The following is a 23,557-nucleotide window of genomic DNA, read 5'->3' as shown; positions in this document are numbered from 1 at the left end:
CGGCCTTGCGGCCGCCCCTGCTCCCCAGTTATTCCGGCACGGTCTCCTGAAGGAGACCGTGTCACTTTCAGTTGTACGTCGTTAGCCGACGATTTCGTTGCCGGCGAAGAACTGCGCGATCTCGATCGCCGCGGTCTCCGGCGCATCCGAACCATGCACCGAGTTCTCGCCGATCGACTTCGCATAGAGCTTGCGGATGGTGCCCTCGGCGGCCTTCGATGGATCGGTCGCGCCCATCACGTCGCGATACCTGGGGATGGCGCCCTCGCCTTCCAGCACCTGGACCACCACGGGGCCCGAGGTCATGAAGTCGACCAGCTCGCCGAAGAACGGGCGCGCCTTGTGGACCGCGTAGAAGGTCTCGGCCTGGCCGCGGGTCATCTGGATGCGCTTCTGCGCCACGATCCGCAGGCCCGCCTTCTCGATCACCGCATTAACTGCGCCGGTCAGGTTGCGCTCGGTGGCATCGGGCTTGATGATCGAAAAGGTGCGTTCAATCGCCATGATTTCGTCCTTGTAAACGGTGGCTGGGAGTTGCCGGGGCTTATATCGACGCGATGGGACAACGGCAAGCGACCCTGTGACGCGTTAGCCTTTAGTTTTGATGGATTTTCACGACGAAAACCGTCATCCGGGCGGTCTCGCGAGCGCCACCGGCTCGGCTGGCTTACCGCGATTTCACCTAGGTGAACCCATTCTGTCAGCGCCGTGCCGCCGCCGTTCAGCTGTCGCCGCCTAGGCTCTGCATCGATCGGACGCCTTGCTGACCCATCCGCAAGCTTCACAGGACGTCTCGGGAAACGATGTCACCGCGGCGCGCCACGCGCGCCCATAGCTCGAGGAGACGATCATGTTACGCAAAATTTCGCTCGCCGCCGTTGCCGCGATTTCGCTCGGTGCCGCCGCTCTCGCCCCGACCTCTGCCTCTGCGTGGGGCGGTTGGCACGGCGGCTGGCACGGTGGATGGCACCACGGCTGGTGGGGTGGCCCGCGCGTCATCGTCGGTGGTCCGGCCTATTACGGCGGGTACGGATATGGCTATGGCGGCTGCTACGTGCGCCGCGTGGTGCCGACCCCTTGGGGTCCGCGCTGGCGCCTGGTCAACCGCTGCTACTGATCCATCTGGTCTCTATCGCCTGCTCCCCTGACTGACTCAGCCCCGGCCTCGCGCCGGGGCTTTTTTCATGCCCACCCGGGAACCCGGCGGCGCGATGCGCCCCACCACCTGAAGGCGAGAGTAAGGCGGAACCGAACCAAATTCGGGGTCGCGACTTGTCATGGCAACGATTGACCGAAGACGCGAGGTGGAACTCGCCAAGAAACATCCAAGAGGTTTGCCAAGAGATCAGCCATGACGATGACAATGACCAAGATCGACAACGACGCCGATCAGATCGACCACAAGACCTGCCGTTACATCTGCGATGCGGTGGGTGAACGGCTTCAGAAAGACATGCGGCCGGAGCCCGCGCTGTCGTCCCGCCTGCAGCAACTCCTCGACGAGATGCATCGACGGGAAGGCGATCGCCACTAGATGTTTTGGGCTGACCGGCAGCCCAAAACGCGTTTCCGGGGCCGTCGCCCGGACAGATTTTACCAACAGACGGGTTGCGTTTGGCAGCGGGTCCGGTGACAACGCTGCATGCTCTCCATCACTGACATCTCGGTCCGGATCGCCGGACGGCTGCTGATTGATCACAGTTCTGTGCAGATTGTGCCCGGAGCCCGCGTCGGATTTGTCGGCCGCAACGGCGTCGGCAAATCGACGCTGTTTCATGCCATCCGCGGCGACATCCCGACCGAAAGCGGCAGCATCGCGCTGCCGCCGCGCTGGCGGATCGGCAGCCTCGCGCAGGAAGCGCCCGACGGGCCGGAAAGCCTGATCAACGTCGTGTTGAAGGCCGACCTCGAGCGCGACGCGCTGCTGCGCGAGGCCGAGACCGCGCACGATCCGCACCGGATCGCCGAGATTCAGACCCGACTGGTCGACATCGACGCCCACTCCGCTCCTGCCCGGGCGGCGGCGATCCTCTCCGGCCTCGGCTTCTCGACATCAGACCAGGCGCGGCCATGTGCGGAATTTTCCGGCGGCTGGCGGATGCGCGTCGCCCTGGCCGCGACGCTGTTCTCCGCTCCCGACCTGCTGCTGCTGGACGAGCCGACCAACTATCTCGATCTCGAAGGCACGTTGTGGCTCGAGAACCACCTCGCCAACTACCCGCGCACGGTGATCGTGATCAGCCACGACCGCGATCTCTTAGACACGTCGGTCGACCAGATCCTGCACCTCGATCGCGGCAGGTTGACGCTCTACAAGGGCACCTACTCCTCCTTCGAGGAACAGCGCGCCGCGCGCGAATTGCTCGACGCCAAGCACGCCAAGCGGCAGGCCGATGAGCGCAAGCGCCTGCAGGACTTCGTCGACCGCTTCAAGGCCAAGGCGTCCAAGGCACGGCAGGCGCAGTCGCGCGTCAAGATGCTGGAGCGGATGAAGCCGGTCACCGCATTGGTGACCCAGGACGTTCACGAGATCTCCTTTCCGGCACCGGAGAAGCTGCTGTCGCCGCCGATCATCGCGGTCGACGACGTCTCGGTCGGCTACGAGCCGGGCAAGCCCGTGCTCAACCGCGTGACGCTGCGCGTCGATCCCGACGACCGCATCGCGCTGCTCGGCTCCAACGGCAACGGCAAGTCGACGCTGGTCAAGCTGCTGGCGGGCAAGCTCGCGCCGTTCGCGGGCAGGATCACCAAAGCCGACAAATTGTCGGTCGGCTATTTTGCCCAGCACCAGGTCGACGAGCTCAATCTCGACGGTTCGCCCTATGATCACATCCGCAAGCTGATGCCCGAGGCGCCGGAGAGCAAGGTGCGCGGCCGCGTCGGCGCGATCGGCTTCTCCGGCAAGGCGGGCGACACGCTGGTGAAGAGCCTGTCGGGCGGCGAGAAGGCGCGGCTGCTGCTCGGGCTTGCGACGTTCTACGGCCCCAACATGATCATCCTGGACGAGCCGACCAACCATCTCGACATCGACAGCCGCGCGGCGCTCGCGGAGGCGATCAACGAATTCCCCGGCGCCATCATCATGGTCTCGCACGATCGCTATCTGATCGAGGCCTGCGCCGACCGGTTGTGGGTCGTGGTGAACCAGACCGTCACGGCCTATGACGGCGATCTCGACGAATATCGCCGCATGATCCTGTCGGCGAATGACGGCCGCGCGGCCGCGCGCGAGCGCGCCAAGGAGGTCGCCGCAAAGCCCGAGCGAATCCGCAACGAAAGGCGCGTTTCACCGCGGCAGCGGATCGCCCAAGCCGAGTCCGAGATCGAGCGCATCAACGGCATCATTGCCAAAATCGATACCGCGCTCGCCCTGCCCGATATTTTCACGCGCGATCCCAAGCAGGCCGCGCAGTTGACGAAAGCGCGCGCCGGCGCCGAGGCCGCGCTGCAACGCGCCGAGGAAGAATGGCTGGAAGCCAGCGCCGAACTTGACGAGGCCGCGAACTAGAGCTCTGCGGACTTACAACTCAACCGTTCGAGGTTGTCGCCGGCTTCTTCGGCTTCTTCTTCGGCTTTGCGGGCTTCGGCTCCGGCGCAGCATCCGGGCCGCGCTCGACCGACGTCAGGCGCCCTGAACTGAAGGTATAGATGCCGGCGCGCGCTCCGCGCGACCAGGTCACGACCGCAACGCGCTCGCCGCCCGGCCCGCTGGACAGGTTCACACTGTCGGGGGCGCCGATGCCGCGCACGACGTCGCATTCGGTGTGCCCGAGTGCGACACTGCCGCCGGTCGGCTGCGGCGGCGGTGCACCGGTCGCCTGCGCATTCGCATCGGCGGCGCCCGGTGGCGGCGCCATGCCCGGACAGCTGCCGTCAGCACTGACGAGATCGTCGTTGGTGACCGGCTTGTCCGGCGTCAGCGGCGGCGATTCGATCGAGATGTTGCGGATGAACACGCGCCCCGGACGCGAGAACCAGTCTGCATCGCGCGAAAAAATGTCGGATGCGCCCGAGCAACCGGCAAGGCCAGGTGCAAGCACCAGCAAGGCCAGCAGCGAATTCCGACTGAATGTTCCGTCTCGCACGATCGACAAGGCTCCTAACCCCTTTACCTAAGGGGTTGTCCGAACATCACTTTGCGGCATGACCGTGACCCGCCCCGGGAAAGGTCGAATTATCATTAATTAGTCGATATCGCTATTGGCGCCGCTGCCAGCGTCCCCGCTCGTCGGCCTGCCAATAGGTGACCTCGAAGCCGCGGGCTTTGCAAGCGGTCCAGTTCTCCCGGGCCGCGGCGACCGCATCGGGGTCGTCACCGTTGAACACGAGGACCAGGCGCTCGTAGCTGTCGCAATCGGCCGGGAGCGCCGCGTTGTCGACCAGGAAGCGGACATTGGCCCGGTTCGGATTGCTCTCCTCGATCGACAGGACGATCGGCTGGTCCTGGGCGTCGGCTACGCGCGCGCTCGCGTGCGGCAGGAACGAATCGTCGCTGTAGGTCCACAGATGCGCGTCGAGCGTCTCGGCACGCTCCTGCGACGTCGATTGCACGACCACGCGCCAGCCGCGCTCGAGAGACTTCTCGAGCAGCGGCGGTAACACGCTCTCCAGCGTCATGTTCTGCAAATGGTAGAACAGAACCTCGGTCATGCGCGCGCCGACACTCTCTTACTTCCTGGCTTCATAATACTCTGAAACCAGCCGATCGAGCAGCCGGACGCCGTAACCCGAACCCCAGCTCTGGTTGATCTCGGTCTTCGGAGCGCCCATCGCGGTGCCGGCGATGTCGAGATGGGCCCAGGGCGTGCCGTCGACGAAACGCTGAAGGAACTGCGCTGCCGTGATCGAACCGCCGTTGCGTCCGCCGGTATTCTTCATGTCGGCGAATTGCGAGTCGATCTGCTTGTCGTATTCGGGACCGAGCGGCATGCGCCAGACTTTCTCGCCGGTCTCGACGCCGACTTTGGCGAGGCGCTCGGCAAGCTCGTCATTGTTGGAGAACAGGCCGGCGTGATCGGTGCCGAGCGCGACCATGATCGCGCCGGTCAGCGTCGCGAGATCGACCATGAATTTCGGCTTACACTTCTTGGCGACGTACCAGAGCACGTCGGCGAGCACGAGCCGCCCCTCGGCGTCGGTGTTGATGATTTCGATGGTCTGGCCCGACATCGAGGTGACGATGTCGCCGGGACGCTGTGCGTTGCCATCGGGCATGTTCTCGACAAGGCCGATGGCGCCGACCGCGTTGACGCGTGCCTTGCGCGCCGCGAGCGCGTGCATCAGGCCGACGACGCAGGCTGCACCGCCCATATCACCCTTCATGTCCTCCATGCCGCCCGCCGACTTGATCGAGATACCGCCGGTATCGAAGCAGACGCCCTTGCCGACGAACGCGACCGGCGCCTCGCTCTTCTTGCCGCCGTTCCAGCGCATGATCACGGTGCGACTCGGCCGCGCCGAGCCCTGCCCGACACCGAGCAGCGCGCCCATGCCGAGCTTGGTCATCGCCTTGACGTCGAGCACCTCGACGGTGACGCCGAGCTTACGGAGCTGGCTGGCGCGGCGTGCGAACTCTTCGGGGTACAGCACGTTCGGCGGCTCGTTGACGAGTTCACGCGCCAGATTCACGCCGTCGACGATCGACGATTCCGGCGCAAAGGCCTTTCTGGCGGCAGCGACGTCGTCGACGGCGATCGAGACGTCGGCCCGCACGGCGCCGTCCTCGCCGTCCTTCTTCTTGGTCTTGTAGCGGTCGAACTTGTAGGCGCGCAGGCGGATGCCGGTGGCGATTGAAGCTGCCTGCCCCGCGGTCATCGCCGCATCGGGCAGTTCCGCAAGGACGGTCATCGCAGCACTGCCGGCGTTGAGCTTGCCGGCCACCACGCCGCCGAATTTGAGCAGATCCTTCTCCTTGAGGTCGGCCGCCTTGCCGGTGCCGATCACGATCAGCCGCTCGACCTTGATTCCCTCCGGAGCCAGGATATCCAGCGCTCCCCCACTCTTGCCCTTGAACTGGTTGGCGGCAGCAGCCCGCTTGACCGTCTCCGCGGCAGCTCCCAGCGCCTTCCTTGTGGCAGCCCCCAGCTTCAATTGCTCGTCGCAAAAGGCGACCAGGATGCCGCGAGCGGACGCGGAGAATGGGACAAAGCCGACCTTGACGGCGTCGGACATAGGAAAATCCTCCAGAACTCAGGGTGTTGCTCGGACCTGAGGCGGTCCTTCCGGCACGCGGGGTGAGCATTGCGATGGCGGTCCGGAACACCCCGGACCGGGCTTGTGACCACACTATGACCTGCCGGCTGCGCCGCTGCCAAGCGCCGGAGTGGCCGGAAGGCCACAAAAGCGATTAATTAACCATAAATTTAGCGTGCCTTGGCTCGGCCATTTTGTTGACGGATCAAAGGGATGGTAGTGAGAGTGTGAAGCGAGAGTGAGCCGGACGGGTCCGCGGCTCGACCATAGGGGAACCCGGGTTGACGGGATTGGTCGAAAGCCGCGCGCTTGGTTGCGCCAGGGGGGTCGTGGGGGTCGTGCGGTAGCGATGGGGTCGATCGACAAGTACATCTTCAAAACGACGCTGTCGTCGTTTGCGCTTGTCCTGGTCAGCCTCACCGGGGTGATCTGGATTACCCAGGCGTTGCGCGGCATCGACCTGATGACCAGCCAGGGTCAGACCATCCTCACCTTCCTCGGCATCACTGGCCTCGTGATCCCGGCCCTGGTCCTGATCATCGCCCCGATCGCACTGATGATCGCGATCTCCCACACGCTGAACAAGCTCGCGACCGATTCCGAGATCATCGTGATGAACGCAGCCGGCTTCTCGCCGTTCCGGCTGTTCTACCCATTCTTCTATGCCACCTGCGTGGTCGCCGCGCTGGTCGCCTTCATCGGCGCCTATCTCGCCCCCGACGGCATGCGCCGGATCAAGCAATGGGATGCCGAGATCACCGCCGACGTCCTCACCAACATCCTGCAACCCGGCCGCTTCGCCCAACTCGATCAGAACCTGACGATTCGGATCCGCGAACGGCTGCCCGGCGGCGTGCTCGGCGGCGTTTTCGTCGACGATCGCCGCGATCCGCAGCAGCGCGTTACCATCGTCGCCGACCACGGCACCGTGCTGAAGAACGAGAGCGGCTCATATCTCGTGCTGGAGGACGGCAATCTCGAGCGATTCGAAGCCGGCAAGCGCGATCCGACGCTGGTGGTGTTTCAGCGCTACGCCTTCGACATGTCGAAATTCTCGCAAGGGCGCGACGTCACGCTCGGAATTCGCGAGCGTTATCTCTGGGAGCTGATGTGGCCGGACGAGAACGATCAGACCTATCAGCAGCTGTCAGGCCAGTTCTTCGCGGAGCTGCATGATCGCTTCATGGCGCCGATCTATCCGTTTGCGTTCGCGGCCCTCACCTTTGCCTTTCTCGGCGCGCCGCGCACCACGCGCCAGAGCCGCAATTTCTCGATCGGCGGCTCGGTGTTTGCGGTGTTCGGCCTGCGCATGGTCGGATTCGCCTGCTCGGTGATGGCGGTGAAAACGCCGATCGCGGCCCTCGTGCAATATCTGATGCTGTTCGCCGGCATCGGCGTCGGCCTCTGGATGATCATCGGCGGCGTCGTCGTCGAGCCGCCGCCGCGGCTGATGGAAGCCATCAACAGAAACAACGAGCGCATTGCGCGGCTGTTCCGGAGGCAGGCAACCGCATGAGCATGGTCACAAATACGCTCGGGCGCTATTTCGCCGGCCGATTCGTGATCGCGGCGGTCGGCGTGTTCGCGGGCATCTTCGTGCTGCTCGTGCTGGTCGATTACATCGAGATGGTGCGCAAGACATCCAGCCTGGTCGGCGCATCCGCCATCACCGTCGCCGAGACTTCGCTGTTTCGCGTGCCGCAACTGCTTGAAAAGCTGATGCCGTTCTGCGTGCTGATCGGCGCGATGACCTGCTATCTCGCTCTGTCGCGGCGGCTGGAGCTCGTCGTGGCGCGCGCCGCCGGCGTCTCGGCCTGGCAATTCATCTCGCCGGCGCTGGCCAGCGCGATCGTACTCGGCATCTTTGCGACCACCGCCTACAATCCGGTGTCGGCCAATCTGCGCGAACTCTCGAAACGGATGGAGGCCGAACTGTTCGGCTCGGCGCCGGGCGGCGGCATTCAGGACGCGTCGGGCTTCTGGCTCAACCAGATCAATGACGAGGGTCAGGCGATCATCAATGCGGCCCGCAGCGAGCAGCAGGGCGTCCGGCTGACCGGCCTGACGGTGTTCCGATTCGATACGGCGCTGCAGTTCAAGGAGCGAATCGAAGCGCGCGAAGCGACGCTCGAAGAAGGCCGCTGGGTGTTCACGGGAGTACGTCGATACACCCTCGACAAGGCGCCGGTGGACCAGGACACCTTCTATTTGACCACCACTCTCACCCCGGCACAGGTGCGCAACAGTTTCTCCACCCCCGAAACTGTGTCCTTTTGGCAACTGCCGAACTACATCCGCTCGTCGGAGAGCTCAGGGTTCGCGACGGCTGGCTATCGCTTGCAGTATCACAAGCTGATCGCACAGCCGTTTTTGCTGGCTGCGATGGTGATGTTGGCGGCTTCTGTGAGCCTCCGCTTCTTTCGGATGGGCGGCGTGCAGAAGATGGTTTTGAGTGGCGTGGGCGCAGGCTTTCTGCTCTACGTGCTGTCGAAAGTAACTGAAGATTTGAGCAAGGCTGAGTTGATGCATCCCATCGCTGCGGCGTGGTTGCCTGTCGTTGTGGGTAGCCTCACCGGCTTCTTAGCCTTGCTGTACCAGGAGGACGGGTAGTGGCTACCGTCGCCGCCCGCCAGTTGATGTCGCCTGCATTCGGGCGGCGCAGTGCCCTGCGCCGTCAACGGAGCCGCATGGCCGCGTTTGGCGTTTCGATTTCCGCTCTGCTTGCCGCGTTCGTCGTGGTCAGCGCGCTCGACGTGGTCGTGTCGACGCCGGCTGCTGCGCAGGCGTTCACCTACAATCCGCGTCCGCCGAAGCCGGTCCGTCCGCCGGCCAAGAATGACGGGCAGATGCTCGTTCAGGCGACCGAGGTCGATTACGACTACAACAACTCGCGCATCTCGGCGGTCGGCAACGTCCAGATGTTCTACAACGGCACCAGCGTCGAGGCCGACAAGGTCATCTACGACCAGAAGACCAAGCGTCTTCATGCCGAAGGCAACATCCGCATGACCGATGCGGAAGGCAAGATCACCTACGCCAACATCATGGACCTTAGCGACGACTACCGCGACGGGTTCGTCGATTCGCTGCGCGTCGACACCGAAGACCAGACCCGCATGGCGGCGACCCGCGCCGATCGGTCGAGCGGCAATTACACGGTGTTCGACAACGGCGTTTATACCGCCTGCGCACCCTGTAAGGATGATCCGAAGAAGCCACCGCTCTGGCAGGTCAAGGGCGCGCGCATCATCCATAACCAGACCGAGAAGATGCTCTATTTCGAGAACGCCCAGCTCGAATTCTTCGGCGTTCCGATGGCGTATCTGCCCTACTTCTCGACGCCCGACCCGACCGTGAAGCGCAAGAGCGGCTTCCTGATGCCGGGCTTCACCAGCTACACGGCATTCGGCTACGGCGTCGAAATGCCCTATTACTGGGCGATCGCGCCTGACATGGATGCGACCTTCACTCCGCGCATCACGTCCAAGCAGGGCGTGCTGCTGCAGACCGAATTCCGCCAACGCTTTAATGACGGCGCCTATCAGATCCGGCTTTACGGCATCGACCAGCTCGACCAGAAGCAGTTTACCGGCCAGCCGGGTGACCGCCAGTTCCGCTGGGGCGTCGACACCAAGGGCCAGTTCGCGCTGAACGACAAATGGGTCTGGGGTTGGGACGGCGTGCTGCTGTCCGACTACTTCTTCATGTCCGATTACCGGCTCGCCCAGTACAAGGACCCGTTCGGATCGTTCCTGTCGCTGCCGACGGAAGCGATCTCGCAGCTCTATCTGACCGGGGTCGGCAACCGCAGCTTCTTCGATGCGCGCGCGATCTATTATCTCAGCTACTCGGGTAACCAGAACCAGGTTCCGGTGGTCGCGCCGGTCATCGACTACAACAACGTGATCAACCAGAATATCCTGGGCGGCGAGTTCAGCTACAAGACGAACTTCGTCAACCTGACCCGCGAGACCGCGGTATTCGATCCGATCACGACGACCGCCAACACCAACAGCCTGTGCTTGACCACGTCGGCCGATCCGATGGCGCGAACGCCGTCGCAGTGCCTGCTGCGTGGCATGCCGGGCACCTACACCCGCCTGACCGCCGAGGCGCAGTGGCGCAAGTCCTACACCGACCCGTTCGGCCAGATCTGGACGCCGTTCGCCAGCGTCCGCGCTGATGCGATCAACGCCGACGTCTCGAACCAGCCGGGCGTTTCCAGCTATCTGCCGGTCGGCGACACCCAGACGGTCCGCCTGATGCCGACCGTCGGCCTCGAATACCGCTACCCGTTCATCAATGTGCAGCCGTGGGGCACGACCACGGTCGAGCCGATCGCGCAGGTCATCATCCGGCCCAACGAGCCCAATGCCGGCAAGCTTCCGAACGAGGACGCGCAGAGCCTGGTGTTCGATACCTCGAACCTGTTCTCGGTCGACAAGTTCTCCGGCTATGACCGCGTCGAAGGCGGCAGCCGCGCCAATGTCGGCGTGCAGGCCACCACGCAGTTCGACCATGGCGGCAGCATCAAGGGGATGTTCGGACAGTCCTACCAGATGTTCGGCCTGAACTCGTTCGCGGTCGCCGACGTCACCAACACAGGCATCGACTCCGGCTTGCAGAACCCGCGCTCGGATTATGTCGCAAGCCTCGCCTATTCGCCCAACCGCACCTATACGTTCAGCGTCCGGACGCGGATGGATGAGGCGACCTGGAACATCAACCGGTTCGAGGCGACGGCAAGCGCGAACTTCGACCGCTGGTCGGTCGCCGTGACGTACGGCGATTATGCGGCGCAGCCGGAACTCGGCTATCTGACGCGCCGCGAGGGCATCCTCACCAGCGGTTCGATCAAGGTGGCGTCGAACTGGGTGGTTCAGGGTGCGGCGCGCTGGGACCTTGAAGCGAACAAGATCAACCAGTATGCCTTGGGCGCGGGCTATGTGGACGACTGCTTCGTGCTGGCTGCCAACTATGTCACGTCCTATACCTACCAAGCCGGTTCGCAGCCGCCCGTCCTCAGCCACGCGTTCATGTTCCAGATCGGGCTGCGGACGATCGCCCAGACCTCCACGACCAGCAGTTCGGCTGGCATGCAGTAGTGCGTGAGGGGCCTATCAGGGGGGCTTGTATTGCCCGCGGGCCTTGGCCCCGGCTTGAATTGGTTTAAACGGCTGACATGACCACACCAACGACCGCTAGCCCGCCGACGCGCCGCCACTCGCTCCTGTTGAGTTTCTTGCTGGCTCTTTTCCTCCTGCTGGGGGGCGGCGCGCGCCTGCATGCCCAGACCATCGCCGTGATGGTCAATGGCGAACCCATCACCAATTTCGACATCGAGCAGCGCGCGAAGCTGAACGCACTGACCGGCGGCAAGTCCCCCGATCGAAAGGCCATCCTCGACGAGCTGATCGACGAGAAGCTGAAGATCAAGGAAGCTAAGAAATTCGGCGTCGATCCCACTGCCAACGACATCGAACAGTCCTATGGCGGCATGGCGCAGCGGATGCGACTGAACAACGATCAGCTGACCAAGGTGCTGGAGAGCAAGGGCATCAGGCCCGATACGCTGAAGCAGCGCATCCGGGCCGACATGGTCTGGACCAGCCTGGTCCGCGGCCGTTTCAAGGAGAGCCTTCAGGTCGGAGAAAAGGATGTCGACACCGCGGTCAAGGGGACCGGCGAGGCCCCCGACGCCGAAGCTTTCGAATACAGGATGCAGCCGGTCGTGCTGATCGTGCCCCGCGGCTCGCCGCAATCCGAGTTCGAGGCTCGCCGCAAGGAAGCGGACTCCCTGCGCGAGCGCGTGACCAGTTGCGAGGAAGCCAACACCTTCTTCAAGTCGATGCGCAACGCAGCGATCCGCGAGATCGTCGTGAAGACGTCGGCGGACCTGCCGCAGTCGCTGCGCGACATCCTGGACAAGACCCCGGTCGGCCACCTTACCCCGCCCGAACTCACCAAGCAGGGCATCGAGATGGTCGCCCTTTGTGGTCGGAAGGCAACCACGGTGGACACGCCGAAGAAGCGTGAAATGCGGGACAAGATGTACGTGCAGAAGTACGAGGCGAAGTCGAAGGCCTACCTGCAGGAAGTGCGAAAAGCCGCGATGATCGAATATCCAGGCGGGCGGTGATCGACTATCGTTGACGCATGGCTCAACCTCTTGCACTGACATCCGGCGAGCCCGCAGGCATCGGCCCCGACATCACGCTCGCCGCATGGTTGCGCCGCCGCGAACTCGATCTGCCGCCGTTCTATCTGCTTGGGGACCTCGCATCCCTGGCCGAGCGCGCCAAGACGCTCGGGCTTGCCGTGGAGCTGGCCGAGGTCAGCGCCGAAGAGGCCTCCGCGGCATTTGAACGGGCCCTGCCCGTCGTTCCGACCGGCAACGCGGCGACGGCACGACCGGGCAAGCCAGACGGGAGCAGCGCAGATGCCGCGCTGGCGTCGATCCGTCAGGCCGTCGCCGACGTCACCGCCGGCAAGGCCAGCGCCGTCGTCACCAATCCGATCGCCAAGAACGTGCTGTACCGCGCCGGCTTCCGTCATCCCGGCCACACCGAATTCCTCGCCGAGCTCGCCGCCCGCGGCGGAGCCGCGCCGCAGCCGGTGATGATGCTGTGGTCGCCGGCGCTCGCCGTCGTGCCGGTGACGATCCATGTGTCGGTCCGCGAGGCGCTGGCGCAATTGTCGACCGACCTGATCGTGTCGACCGCGCGGATCGTGGTTGCGGACCTGAAGGCGCGGTTTGGCCTCGCCTCGCCGCGGCTCGCCGTCGCCGGCCTCAACCCGCATGCCGGTGAAGACGGCACGCTCGGCATGGAAGATGTCGAGATCGTTGCGCCCGCGGTCGAGATCCTGCGCCGCGAAGGCATCGCCGCCCGTGGCCCGCTGCCGGCCGACACCATGTTCCACGCCGCGGCGCGAAAAACCTATGACTGCGCGCTCTGCATGTATCACGACCAGGCGCTGATCCCGATCAAGACCGTCGCGTTCGAGGACGCCGTCAACGTCACGCTGGGCCTGCCGTTCGTCCGGACGTCGCCCGATCACGGCACTGCATTCGACATCGCCGGCACCGGCAAGGCCAATCCCTCGAGCCTGATCGCCGCGCTGCGGCTCGCCGCGCGGATGGCCGCGGCGTCAAGCTGAGTGAGCGCGATCGACGATCTGCCGCCGTTGCGCGACATCATCCGCGAGCACTCGCTGTCGGCGCGCAAATCGCTCGGCCAGAATTTCCTGCTCGATCTCAATCTCACCGCGCGGATCGCCCGCGCCGCGGGCCCGCTGGAAGACTGCACCGTGATCGAGGTCGGGCCCGGCCCCGGCGGACTGACGCGCGCGTTGCTTGCGATGGGCGCCAGGCGCGTGATCGCGGTCGAGCGCGACGAGCGTGCGATCGACGCACTGGGCTATATCGTCAAGCGCTACCCCGGCCGCATCGAGATCGTGCATGGCGATGCGCAGCATTTCGATCCTCGTCCCCTGCTTGACGGCGGCAAGGCCAAGATCGTCGCCAACCTGCCCTACAACATCGCAACCCAGCTTCTGGTCGACTGGCTGTCGATCGAGCCATGGCCGCCCTGGTACGACACCATGGTGCTGATGTTTCAGCGCGAGGTCGCCGAGCGCATCACAGCCCACGAGGACGAGGAGGCGTATGGCCGGCTCGCGGTGCTCGCCAACTGGCGCGCCGAGACCAAGATCCTGTTCGACATTTCGCCCGCGGCCTTCGTGCCGCAACCGAAAGTCACGTCCTCGGTGGTCCGCCTGATCCCGCGCGCTGCGCCCGAGCCGTGCGACCGCCGCATGCTCGAACAGGTTGCGGCCGCCGCCTTCGGCCAGCGCCGCAAGATGCTGCGCCAGAGCCTGAAATCGCTGTCGGTCGATCCGGCGCGGCTTGCGGCCGCAGCCGGTATCGACGCGACGCGGCGCGCCGAGACCATTCCGGTCACAGGCTTTGTTGCCATGGCACGTGAATTGGCCGATATACGGTCCACAAAATAGAACAACAGGAGAAAACGTAATGGCGCGTATGGTTCGCCAATCCCTCGTCAAGTTCGATGCACCGCTGTGCGAAACCATCGTGGACACGCCGAAGCCGCAGGGACGCGAAGTGCTCGTGCGTATCGAGCGCTGCGGCCTGTGCCATTCCGATCTCCACATCCAGGACGGCTACGCCGATCTCGGCGGGGGCAAGAAGCTCGACACCACCCGCGGCATGACGCTGCCCTTCACGCTCGGCCATGAGATCGCAGGCGTTGTCGACGAGGTCGGCCCCGATGCGGCGAAGGATCTGGTCGGGACCAATAAGGCGGTCTTCCCCTGGATCGGCTGCGGCCAGTGCCGCGACTGTCTCGCCGGCGACGAGAATCTCTGCGTCAAGCAGCGCTTCCTCGGCGTCTCCATCGACGGCGGCTTTGCGACCCACGTGCTGGTGCCCGACGCAAAGTACCTGCTCGACTACGATCCGCTGCCGGTCAACCAGGCCGCCACGCTGATGTGCTCCGGCGTCACCGCCTATGGCGCGCTGAAGCGCCTGGTGGATCGTCCGCGCCAGCGCAACCTGCTGCTGATCGGCCTCGGCGGCGTCGGCATGATGGGCCTGTCGTTCGCGCAGGCGATGTTCAAGCAGCCGATCACGGTTGCCGATCTCAGCCCCGCGGCGCGTGAGACCGCGCTGAAGAACGGCGCGGCCGCCGCCTACGATCCCGCAGAGCCCGACGTCGTCAAGCGCATGCTGAAGGAGAGCGACGGCGGCTTCGACGGCGTCGTCGACTTTGCCGGCAACGAGAAGTCGATGGCGTTTGCGGTGTCGACGGTGGCACGCGGCGGCAAGATCGTGGTGTCCGGACTGATGGGCGGCAACTTCTCGCTGCCGATGGTGCAGTGGGTCTACAAGCGCATGACCATCGAGGGCTTCATGGTCGGGACGCTGGCCGAAGGCCAGGAGCTGATGGCACTCGCCCGCGCCGGCAAGATCAAGCCGACGCCGATGAAGGAAGAGCCGATGGCCGACGTCCAGAAATGGATCGACGAGTTGCGCGCCGGAAAAGTCGTGGGACGCATCGTACTGAAGAACTAGGCATGATCGGGGAACGTGGGCCGCGGTTTGCCCACGACCGACACGCAGCGCTTCCACGAAGATCATGTACAGACAAGACGTCCCGCCGGCGTTGCCATCGCCGCCGGGACGTAACGTTTTAAAAGCCCCAACGCAATGATCGTCCCGCGGAACCCGACCGTGGACGGCGCAATCATCAAGCGCGCGCTCCTGCCACCGGCTCGCCGCAATTGCGGCACGCCGCGAGCCTCAATTAAGCCCTACCCGTTCCGGATTTGCGGCGCATTGCCACCCAACTCTTTACCGAGATTGGCGTCACCAGCGTTTGCGTAAAAAAGAATACCGGGGACGCGTATGTCAAATCGTTCAGCGAAATTCGCTGCGGCGCTTGCCGTCAGCCTGCTGGCTGGTGCCAACTTCGGCGCCGTAGCCCAGAACGCCGCCGCTCCGGCGGCAACCGATACGGCGAATACCAAGACGGCCGACGCCTGTCAGTCCGCGCCGAAGGGAATCGCGCCAGCGGGAAGCCACTGGTTCTACCACCTCGACCGCAGCACCCAGAAGAAGTGCTGGTACCTCGGTGACGCCAGGAACAAGGTCGTCGCCAAGACCACCGCGGCGCAGCAGCAGCCCGCAGCCGCGCCCGACACCGCGACAGCCGACGCAGCGCTGCCGCAGAGCCAGCCGGCGCCGGCGCCGCAGCCGGCGATGCGCAAATCGGTTGCCAATGCCCATGCCGAGTGGCCATCGCCGCAACCCGCCGCGGCGCCCGTCGTCGCAAGCCCCGATGCCGGTCAGGCCGGCGCGGCCACGACAAATCCGGTGGGGTCTGCCGCGCCCGCCGGCGCCAACGCCCAGCCGTCGGACGTGAACGCCAGGTGGCTGGACGCATCGAGCATGGCCGGAACCAACGGAACTCGGCATGCCGCAGACCAGCCGACCGCGGTCGCGCAGGCGGACACGACACCGCAGCAAGCCGCCGCACCGGCACCAGCCGCCCCTGCCGCGGCCGAGGCGGGCACGGACAAGACATCGTCCTCGACGCAGATGCTGCTGATCGTGATGGTCGGCGCGCTCGCACTGGCTGGCCTCGTCAGCGCGCTGGTGTTCCGCCTGACGCGCACGCGGACGCCGCCCTACGAGATCAAGGACGAGTGGCAGGCGCCCTGGGATTCGCTGCACACCGAGCCGGCGCCGCCGATGGCGGTCGTCAGCCGCGACCGCCCGCTGCGCCTGTCGGAGGCAGCGCCGCGCCGATCAGAGACACCGGTTCCTCGCCGCGCCGAGACACCTGTCGCTCGCCGCGAGATGCCGCGTGAGCCTGATCAAACGGAGCAGGACAACAAGCAGATCGCGGCGATGTTGCAGCGGCTGGCGCGCAGCGCGGCGAATTAAACGGCGCTCAGAAACGCAGAAGTCATGATGCGCTCGGCGGATCGCATCATGACTCCGGGACTACTTCTCCAGCTGACGCTGCAAGCCGCGCACGAATTCGGTGAGGCCGGTGCGGCGCTCGCGCTTCAGCCGCTCAGCCTTCAGGATCGACTGCACCTCGGCAAAGGCGTCGTCGACGTTCTGGTTGACGACGATGTAGTCGTATTCCGCCCAGTGGCTGAGTTCGTGGCTGGCGCGGTTCATCCGTCCGCGGATGACCTCTTCCGAATCCTGCGCCCGCGTATGTAGCCGCTTCTCCAGATCGGCGGCCGACGGCGGCAGGATGAAGACCCGCACCACGTCGACGCTGGCCTTCTGGTGCAACTGCTGCGTGCCCTGCCAATCGATGTCGAACAGAACGTCCTGTCCCACCGATAGCGCCGCCTCGACCGGCGCACGCGGCGTGCCGTAGAGATTGTCGAACACCGTCGCCCATTCGAGCAGCTCACCCTGCTCGACCATGGTCTCGAACTTCTTTTTGTCGACAAAGAAATAGTCACGGGCTTCGACTTCGCCCGGCCGCTTCGGACGCGTCGTCGCCGACACCGACATTTTCAGGCCCGGCTCGCGCTCGAGCAGCATGCGCGACAGCGTCGTCTTGCCGGCGCCCGAGGGCGACGACAGGACGAACATCAGTCCGCGCCGCTCGACGCCGTCAAAACCCTGCGCCGTCATCATTCACTCCAGATTCTGGACCTGTTCGCGGAACTGCTCGACCACGTTCTTCATCTCGAGCCCGGTGTTGGTCAACTCGACATCGTTCGATTTCGAGCAGCAGGTGTTGACCTCGCGATTGAACTCCTGGGCGAGGAAGTCGAGCCGCCGCCCGACCGGGCCGCCCTTGCCGATCATCTCGCGCGCCTGGCCGATGTGGGAAGCGATGCGATCGAGCTCCTCGCGGATATCGGCCTTGGTGGCGATCAGGATCGCCTCCTGGCTGAGCCGGTCTGCATCGAAGCGATCGGAAGTCTCCAGCAGCGCGGCGATCTGCTCGGCGAGCCGCGCCTTGATCGCCTCGGGCTTGCGGCCGGGCGCCGTCTCGGCGCGCTTGGCGAGCCGCTCGATCTCGTCCATCCGCTGCATCAGGATCTGGCCGAGCGCATCGCCCTCGCGGCGGCGCATCTCGACGAGGCTCGTCAGCGCCTGCTCGAAGGCCTTCGCGGCGGCCTCGCGTGCCGCCTTGTCCTCGTCCTCGTTGCTCTCGGGCTCGACCACCTCGATGACGCCCTTGATGCCGAGCAGCCCGTCGATGCTCGGGGCCACCGCGTCGATCCGCTGCGCGAGTTCACCCGCGACCTTCACGACGGCCGCGAGCACGTCCTCGTTGATGCGGATGGTCTGCGCCGCATCGCTGCGCTTGACGGTGAGATTGGCGTAGACCGTGCCACGCGACAGCAGCTCGCCGGCGCGCTTCTTGGCCAGGGCTTCCAGTTCGTCCCAGCCGGGCGGCAGCCGCAACCGCAAGTCAAAGCCCTTGGCGTTGACCGATTTCAGCTCCCACTCGAACGTATAGGGACCGCTCGCGCCATGGCTCCGGGCAAAGCCAGTCATGCTCGACAGCGCCATCGCGTGAACTCTCCAACAGAATGATTTGAGGCTCACCCCGAGCCTGCGGGACTCGTGAGGGGCCGATGCGATCTTAAAACGGATTCCGTGAAAGTGGAATTACGTCCACCTCCGGGAAACGAGAAGCTAGCGCTGCACGACGGGCGGCGAGATGGTCTGCTGGGCTGCGCCCTGGCGACCGCTGCGCGGCGGCTTCTTCTGATTGGTGGGCTTCGGCGGCGTGGTCGCCGTCGGATTGGTGTCCGCCGTCCCGGGTGCCGCGGCGGCAGGCGCCGGATCGTCCACGGGCTCGACGGTGTCGTTCTGGATCTGCTTTTCCGACGCGCGCAGCTTGGCGACATTCTTGGCGTGCTGGTCGTAGGTTTCGGTGAAGGCGTGGCCGCCGGTTCCGTCGGCAACGAAGAACAGGTCGCGCGTGCGCGCCGGATTGGCGGTCGCCTCCAGCGAGGCGCGGCCGGGATTGGCGATCGGTCCGGGCGGCAGGCCGTCGATCACATAGGTGTTGTAGGGCGACGGCTGCGTGATCTCGCTGCGCTTGATCGGACGCCCCAGCGTTCCCTTGCCGCCCACCAGCCCATAGATGATGGTCGGATCGGATTGCAGCTTCATCCGCTGCCGCAGGCGGTTGACGAACACGGCGGCGACGCGGCTGCGCTCGTCGGCGCGGCCGGTTTCCTTCTCGACGATCGAGGCCAGCGTCACCAGCTGGTCCGGCGACTTCAGCGGCGTATCGGTGTTGCGGCGTTCCCAGATCTCGGCAAGCACGCGCTTCTGCGCCTGCTGGAGGCGCTGGATCACCTGGTCGCGCGTAGTGCCGCGCGGGAATTTATAGGTCTCCGGCAGCAGCGTGCCCTCGCGCGGAATCTCGCGCACCGAGCCGGTGAAGATGTCATTGTCGGAGAGCCGCGACACGATCTGCTCGGAGGTCAGCCCCTCCGGAATCGTGATCGCGTGCTGCACCACCTTGCCGTCGACGATGGTGGCGATGACGTCGCGCAGGCTGGCGTTCTTCTGGAACGAGTATTCGCCGGGTTTCAGGTCGGAACTCGCCTTCAGCGCAAACACGCTGCCGATGAAGATCCACGGATTGACGTTGATCACGCCCTCACGCGACAGCACGTCGGCGATGTCGCGCTTGCCGGCGCGCGCGGGGATGTTGACGATCTTATCTTCCTGCAGCGGCCCCGGCGCTTCCAGCGTCTGCTTGCCGTAATAGTAAGTCGCGCCGGCGCCGATCATCAGGATGATCAGGATGGTGAAGATGGCATTGCCGACGATCACGAATGGATTGCGGGCGCGATCCGAGCGCTTGGGCGGCGGCGGAACCTGTTCGGGCTCCAGCGCGGCACGTGGACTCCTCGGTGAAATGGGCGGCCTCTCACTCATCGATGCAAACCAATATCCTGCCGGTTGAATCGTGGCCGGACAAACCCCTGCCCTGCCAATAGCATACGCCCGCTATTAGGAGTCACCGCGGAATACGGCAAAACGGTGGACTAGTTCTAAAGTCACGTTCCGATCGCATCGGAACGCGACTTTGGATTCTTATTCTGACGCGTTTTCTTCACGCGAACCGGTCCCCGCTTCGCTCGAAAACGCTCCAAAGACCTACTAATTGATCACGCGTTGCACGATCACGGAGGCGTTGGTGCCGCCGAAACCGAAGGAATTGGACAGCGCCACGTTTACGTCACGCTTGCGCGACGTGTGCGGCACGAGATCGATCGCGGTTTGCACCGACGGGTTGTCGAGATTGATGGTCGGCGGCACGACGTTATCGCGAATCGCCAGGATCGCGAAGATCGCCTCGATCGCACCGGCGGCGCCGAGCAGATGTCCGGTCGCGGACTTGGTCGACGACATCGAGACCTTCGAGGCTGCATTGCCGAGCAGGCGCTCGACGGCACCGAGCTCGATCTCGTCGCCGACCAGCGTCGAGGTGCCGTGCGCGTTGATGTAGTCGAGATCGGACGCCGCAAGGCCGGCGCGCTTCAGCGCCATGCTCATGCTGCGGAAGCCGCCATTGCCGTCCGGCGGCGGCGAGGTGATATGGAAGGCGTCGCCCGACAGGCCGTAGCCGGTGACCTCGGCGTAGATCTTCGCACCACGCCGCTTGGCGTGCTCATACTCCTCGAGCACGAGAACGCCGGCGCCCTCGCCCATCACGAAGCCGTCGCGATCCTTGTCGTAGGGCCGCGATGCCTTTTCCGGAGTGTCGTTGAAGCCGGTGGACAGCGCGCGCGCCGCGCAGAAGCCGGCAATGCCGATGCGGGAGATCGGCGATTCGGCGCCGCCCGCGACCATCACGTCGGCATCGCCGAGCGCGATCAGCCGCGCCGCGTCGCCGACCGCATGCGCGCCGGTCGAGCACGCCGTGACGACCGAATGATTGGGGCCCTTCAGGCCGTGCTCGATCGAGACGTAACCGGACGCCAGATTGATCAGGCGGCCCGGAATGAAGAACGGAGAAACCCTGCGCGGTCCACGCTCCTTCAGCAGCACGGCGGTGTCGGCGATGCCGGTGAGACCGCCGATGCCGGAACCGATCATGGTGCCGGTGGCGAACTGGTCCTCGTCCGACTTCGGATGCCAGTCGGCGTCGTCGAGCGCCTGCTTGGCCGCACACATCGCATAGAGGATGAAATCGTCGACCTTGCGCTGGTCCTTCGGCTCCATCCACTGATCGGGATTGAAGGTGCCATTGGAGCCGTCGCCGCGCGGAATGTAGCAGGCGACCTGGCTCGGCAGGTCCGACACCTCGAAGGTGTCGATCTTCTTGCCGCCGCTGTCGCCGGCGAGAATGCGCGCCCAGGTTGCGTCAACGCCGCAGCCGAGCGGTGTAAGCATGCCCAGCCCCGTGACGACAACCCGTCTCATTTCCACGTCTCCGGCCAACAATGCGCGGCTAATAGTAAGAAGCCGGGGGACCGCTCGATCGCGGTCCGTCCGGCCCCGTCAACTTCGCGATCGGCGTCAGCTCTTCGCGTTCTTCTCAAGAAACTTGGTCGCGTCGCCGACGGTCAGAATCGTCTCCGCCGCGTCGTCCGGAATCTCGCAACCGAATTCTTCTTCGAAGGCCATCACGAGCTCGACCGTGTCGAGGCTGTCGGCGCCGAGGTCATCGATGAAGCTCGCGCTATCGACCACCTTCTCGGGTTCGACACCAAGGTGCTCGACCACAATCTTCTTAACCCGCTCGCCAATCTCACTCATCGTTCAACCTCGTTGTTCCATTGGACCCGACCCCAAGACGATACGAGCCATCGTGGTCGTCTCGATTACTCAATCGCGCATAGTCTTGATTCGGCCCGGTCGTAGCCGACTAAAGCCCCGGCGAACGGCAGGCGTCGCCACGCCAATATACAGGGTTTCAAAATCCTGCAATGGCGTTCTTCGCCCATCCACGGGGGGTTCAGCTACCATACTTCCAAAGCCTTGACTACACGCCTGAACCGGCTCCCGAAAACGGCCTTTCGCCGCATTGCGAGAACCGGCAAATAGCTCAAATCATCGCCATCCCGCCGTTGACGTGAATCGTCTGTCCGGTGACGTAGGCGGCCTCGTTCGAGGCCAGATAGACCGCTGCCGCAGCGATATCCTCGGGCGTTCCGAGCCGCGCCGCCGGAACCTTCGCCAGGATGGCTTCACGCTGCTTGTCGTTCAGCGCGTCGGTCATCGGCGTCTTGATGAAGCCCGGCGCGATGCAGTTGGCGGTCACGCCGCGCTTGGCGTATTCGGCGCCCAGCGTCTTGATCAGCCCGATGATGCCGGCCTTCGACGCGGTGTAATTGCCCTGCCCCGGATTGCCAGTGACGCCGACGATCGAGGTGATCGCGATGATGCGGCCGAAGCGCTTGCGCATCATCAACTTGGTCGCCGCGCGCGCCAGGCGGAACGTCGCGGTCAGGTTGACCGCGATCACGTCGTCCCAATCCTCGTCGCGCAGCTGCACGAACAGATTGTCGCGGGTGATGCCGGCGTTCGCGATCAGAATGTCGACCTGGCCCATCGCAGCTTCCGCCGCCGGCACCAGCGCCTCGACATCCTCCTTGCTGGAGAGATTGCACGGCAGCACGTGAACGCGCTCGCCGAGCCTGGCGGCGAAGCCGTCCAGCACCTCGCGCCGGGTCCCCGAGATCGCCACCGTCGCGCCCTGCGCATGCAGCGCCTGCGCGATCGCGCCGCCGATGCCGCCGGTTGCGCCCGTCACGAGCGCGGTCTTGCCAGTCAGATCAAACATCGAATTCCCCTCCCGGCTTCAAGCCGACGCTGCCAGCGCATCCTTGGCCGCAGCAATATCGTTCGGACCGCCGACGGACACGCCGACCGCGCCGTCCGCAATGCGTTTGACGAGGCCGCTCAGCACCTTGCCGGCGCCGATCTCGAAGAACCGCATCACGCCCTGCCCGGCCATATAGGCAACCGACTCGCGCCAGCGAACGGTGCCGGTGACCTGTTCGATCAGGCGGCGGCGGATCTCGTCGGGATCGGTGATGGCGGAAGCGAGCACGTTGGAGACCAGCGGCGCCGCCGGCGCCTTGATGGTGACGCCGGACAACGCCTCTGCCATCGCATCGGCCGCCGGCTGCATCAGCTTGCAGTGAAACGGGGCGGACACCGGCAGCAGCATGGCGCGCTTGGCGCCCTTGGTCTTGGCGATCTCGACGGCGCGATCGACCGCGGCCTTGTCGCCGGAGACCACCACCTGTCCGCCGCCATTGTCATTGGCCGCCTGGCAGACCTGGCCCTGCGCCGCCTCATTGGCGACCGCCACCGCCGCCTCGTAATCGAGGCCGAGCAGCGCGGCCATCGCACCGGCGCCGACCGGCACCGCCTTCTGCATCGCAAGCCCGCGGGTGCGCAGCAGCCGCGCGGTGTCGCTGACGGTCAGGCTGCCCGCGGCGGCCAACGCCGAATATTCGCCGAGCGAGTGCCCGGCCACGAAAGCCGCATTGCGGCCGACCGAGAAGCCGGCCTCGCTCTCCAGCACGCGCAAAGTGGCGATCGAGACCGCCATCAGGGCCGGCTGGGCATTCTCGGTGAGCTGCAGCGTCTCCGCCGGACCATCCCAGATGATCGCGGTCAGCTTCTCGCCCAGTGCGGCATCGACCTCGTCGAACACCGCCTTCGCGGCCGGAAAGGCGTCGGCCAGCGCCTTGCCCATGCCAACCGCCTGCGAGCCCTGCCCGGGAAACGTAAATGCTGCCGTCATCGGCGATCCCTACCTTGTTGAGCGTGATCTCCGCGCAAGCGCTTCGCGCCTGCCGCAGGGGAAAACGGTATCCGCGTTGCGCC

Annotated in this window: 22 protein-coding genes; 11 read left to right on the top strand and 11 right to left on the bottom strand. The window is 65.0% G+C overall.

Annotated features, from left to right (window positions below):
• Positions 1 to 81 precede the first annotated feature (81 nt).
• A complete protein-coding gene (gene ndk / locus JQ507_13965; protein QRI72500.1) occupies positions 82 to 504 on the bottom strand; it encodes a nucleoside-diphosphate kinase in 423 nt (140 codons plus the stop codon).
• Positions 505 to 850: 346 nt separating this feature from the next.
• Here ndk and JQ507_13960 point away from each other — a divergent pair, with 346 nt between their 5' ends.
• The 3 genes from JQ507_13960 to JQ507_13950 all read left to right on the top strand — a co-directional run bounded on the left by JQ507_13960 (position 851) and on the right by JQ507_13950 (position 3,508).
• A complete protein-coding gene (locus JQ507_13960) occupies positions 851 to 1,117 on the top strand; it encodes a sulfur globule protein precursor (protein QRI72499.1) in 267 nt (88 codons plus the stop codon).
• 234 nt (positions 1,118 to 1,351) lie between these two features.
• Positions 1,352 to 1,534: a hypothetical protein gene (locus JQ507_13955; protein ID QRI72498.1), complete on the top strand. Its 183-nt coding sequence runs from the start codon at positions 1,352 to 1,354 to the stop codon at positions 1,532 to 1,534.
• 108 nt (positions 1,535 to 1,642) lie between these two features.
• Complete coding sequence (locus tag JQ507_13950) at positions 1,643 to 3,508, top strand: ABC-F family ATP-binding cassette domain-containing protein (GenBank protein QRI72497.1); 1,866 nt, start codon at positions 1,643 to 1,645, stop codon at positions 3,506 to 3,508.
• A gap of 19 nt (positions 3,509 to 3,527) precedes the next feature.
• On the opposite strand, the gene JQ507_13945 is transcribed toward JQ507_13950, so the two are convergent.
• The 3 genes from JQ507_13945 to JQ507_13935 all read right to left on the bottom strand — a co-directional run bounded on the left by JQ507_13945 (position 3,528) and on the right by JQ507_13935 (position 6,171).
• A complete protein-coding gene (locus tag JQ507_13945) occupies positions 3,528 to 4,046 on the bottom strand; it encodes a hypothetical protein (GenBank protein QRI73329.1) in 519 nt (172 codons plus the stop codon).
• Positions 4,047 to 4,197: 151 nt separating this feature from the next.
• Positions 4,198 to 4,650: a DNA polymerase III subunit chi gene (locus JQ507_13940; protein QRI72496.1), complete on the bottom strand. Its 453-nt coding sequence runs from the start codon at positions 4,648 to 4,650 to the stop codon at positions 4,198 to 4,200.
• An 18-nt stretch (positions 4,651 to 4,668) separates the two neighbouring features.
• The gene (locus JQ507_13935) at positions 4,669 to 6,171 is read right to left on the bottom strand and encodes a leucyl aminopeptidase (protein QRI72495.1); all 1,503 of its coding nucleotides are present in this window, start codon (positions 6,169 to 6,171) and stop codon (positions 4,669 to 4,671) included.
• 370 nt (positions 6,172 to 6,541) lie between these two features.
• On the opposite strand from JQ507_13935, the gene lptF reads away from it, so the two are divergent.
• The 8 genes from lptF to JQ507_13895 all read left to right on the top strand — a co-directional run bounded on the left by lptF (position 6,542) and on the right by JQ507_13895 (position 16,657).
• The gene (gene lptF / locus JQ507_13930; GenBank protein ID QRI72494.1) at positions 6,542 to 7,708 is read left to right on the top strand and encodes an LPS export ABC transporter permease LptF; all 1,167 of its coding nucleotides are present in this window, start codon (positions 6,542 to 6,544) and stop codon (positions 7,706 to 7,708) included.
• Positions 7,705 to 8,802, top strand: coding sequence for an LPS export ABC transporter permease LptG (gene lptG / locus JQ507_13925; protein ID QRI72493.1), 1,098 nt, complete (start codon positions 7,705 to 7,707; stop codon positions 8,800 to 8,802). Before lptF ends, lptG begins: the two co-directional genes overlap by 4 nt.
• Before the next feature lie 77 nt (positions 8,803 to 8,879).
• Complete coding sequence (locus tag JQ507_13920; protein QRI72492.1) at positions 8,880 to 11,297, top strand: LPS-assembly protein LptD; 2,418 nt, start codon at positions 8,880 to 8,882, stop codon at positions 11,295 to 11,297.
• 77 nt (positions 11,298 to 11,374) lie between these two features.
• Complete coding sequence (locus JQ507_13915) at positions 11,375 to 12,331, top strand: SurA N-terminal domain-containing protein (protein ID QRI72491.1); 957 nt, start codon at positions 11,375 to 11,377, stop codon at positions 12,329 to 12,331.
• Positions 12,332 to 12,348: 17 nt separating this feature from the next.
• Entirely contained in the window at positions 12,349 to 13,350 is a 1,002-nt protein-coding gene (pdxA, locus tag JQ507_13910) for a 4-hydroxythreonine-4-phosphate dehydrogenase PdxA (protein QRI72490.1), read from the top strand.
• Positions 13,351 to 14,205 carry a 16S rRNA (adenine(1518)-N(6)/adenine(1519)-N(6))-dimethyltransferase RsmA gene (gene rsmA, locus JQ507_13905; GenBank protein QRI72489.1) on the top strand — a complete coding sequence of 285 codons (855 nt, stop codon included), beginning with the start codon at positions 13,351 to 13,353 and terminating at the stop codon, positions 14,203 to 14,205.
• Positions 14,206 to 14,224: 19 nt separating this feature from the next.
• Positions 14,225 to 15,283: an alcohol dehydrogenase catalytic domain-containing protein gene (locus JQ507_13900; GenBank protein ID QRI72488.1), complete on the top strand. Its 1,059-nt coding sequence runs from the start codon at positions 14,225 to 14,227 to the stop codon at positions 15,281 to 15,283.
• Between the two features lie 333 nt (positions 15,284 to 15,616).
• Complete coding sequence (locus JQ507_13895) at positions 15,617 to 16,657, top strand: hypothetical protein (protein QRI72487.1); 1,041 nt, start codon at positions 15,617 to 15,619, stop codon at positions 16,655 to 16,657.
• Positions 16,658 to 16,717: 60 nt separating this feature from the next.
• Here JQ507_13895 and gmk read toward each other — a convergent pair whose 3' ends face one another.
• From gmk to fabD, 7 genes are all read right to left on the bottom strand, one after another.
• Complete coding sequence (gmk, locus tag JQ507_13890; GenBank protein QRI72486.1) at positions 16,718 to 17,371, bottom strand: guanylate kinase; 654 nt, start codon at positions 17,369 to 17,371, stop codon at positions 16,718 to 16,720.
• Positions 17,372 to 17,374: 3 nt separating this feature from the next.
• A complete protein-coding gene (locus JQ507_13885) occupies positions 17,375 to 18,262 on the bottom strand; it encodes a YicC family protein (protein ID QRI72485.1) in 888 nt (295 codons plus the stop codon).
• A 126-nt stretch (positions 18,263 to 18,388) separates the two neighbouring features.
• On the bottom strand, positions 18,389 to 19,648 hold the full coding sequence (gene mltG, locus JQ507_13880; protein QRI72484.1) for an endolytic transglycosylase MltG: 1,260 nt from the start codon (positions 19,646 to 19,648) through the stop codon (positions 18,389 to 18,391).
• A gap of 225 nt (positions 19,649 to 19,873) precedes the next feature.
• Complete coding sequence (fabF, locus tag JQ507_13875) at positions 19,874 to 21,139, bottom strand: beta-ketoacyl-ACP synthase II (protein ID QRI72483.1); 1,266 nt, start codon at positions 21,137 to 21,139, stop codon at positions 19,874 to 19,876.
• A gap of 96 nt (positions 21,140 to 21,235) precedes the next feature.
• Positions 21,236 to 21,475, bottom strand: a complete 240-nt coding sequence (locus tag JQ507_13870) for an acyl carrier protein (protein ID QRI72482.1) — start codon at positions 21,473 to 21,475, stop codon at positions 21,236 to 21,238.
• Positions 21,476 to 21,764: 289 nt separating this feature from the next.
• On the bottom strand, positions 21,765 to 22,502 hold the full coding sequence (gene fabG / locus JQ507_13865) for a 3-oxoacyl-[acyl-carrier-protein] reductase (GenBank protein QRI72481.1): 738 nt from the start codon (positions 22,500 to 22,502) through the stop codon (positions 21,765 to 21,767).
• 18 nt (positions 22,503 to 22,520) lie between these two features.
• On the bottom strand, positions 22,521 to 23,474 hold the full coding sequence (gene fabD / locus JQ507_13860) for an ACP S-malonyltransferase (protein QRI72480.1): 954 nt from the start codon (positions 23,472 to 23,474) through the stop codon (positions 22,521 to 22,523).
• Positions 23,475 to 23,557: the final 83 nt, after the last annotated feature.

This window comes from Bradyrhizobium sp. PSBB068 (assembly GCA_016839165.1).
GTDB lineage: Bacteria > Pseudomonadota > Alphaproteobacteria > Rhizobiales > Xanthobacteraceae > Bradyrhizobium.
The sequence above is the reverse complement of the archived record's forward strand: the minus strand, read 5'-3'. Positions and strand labels throughout refer to the sequence as shown.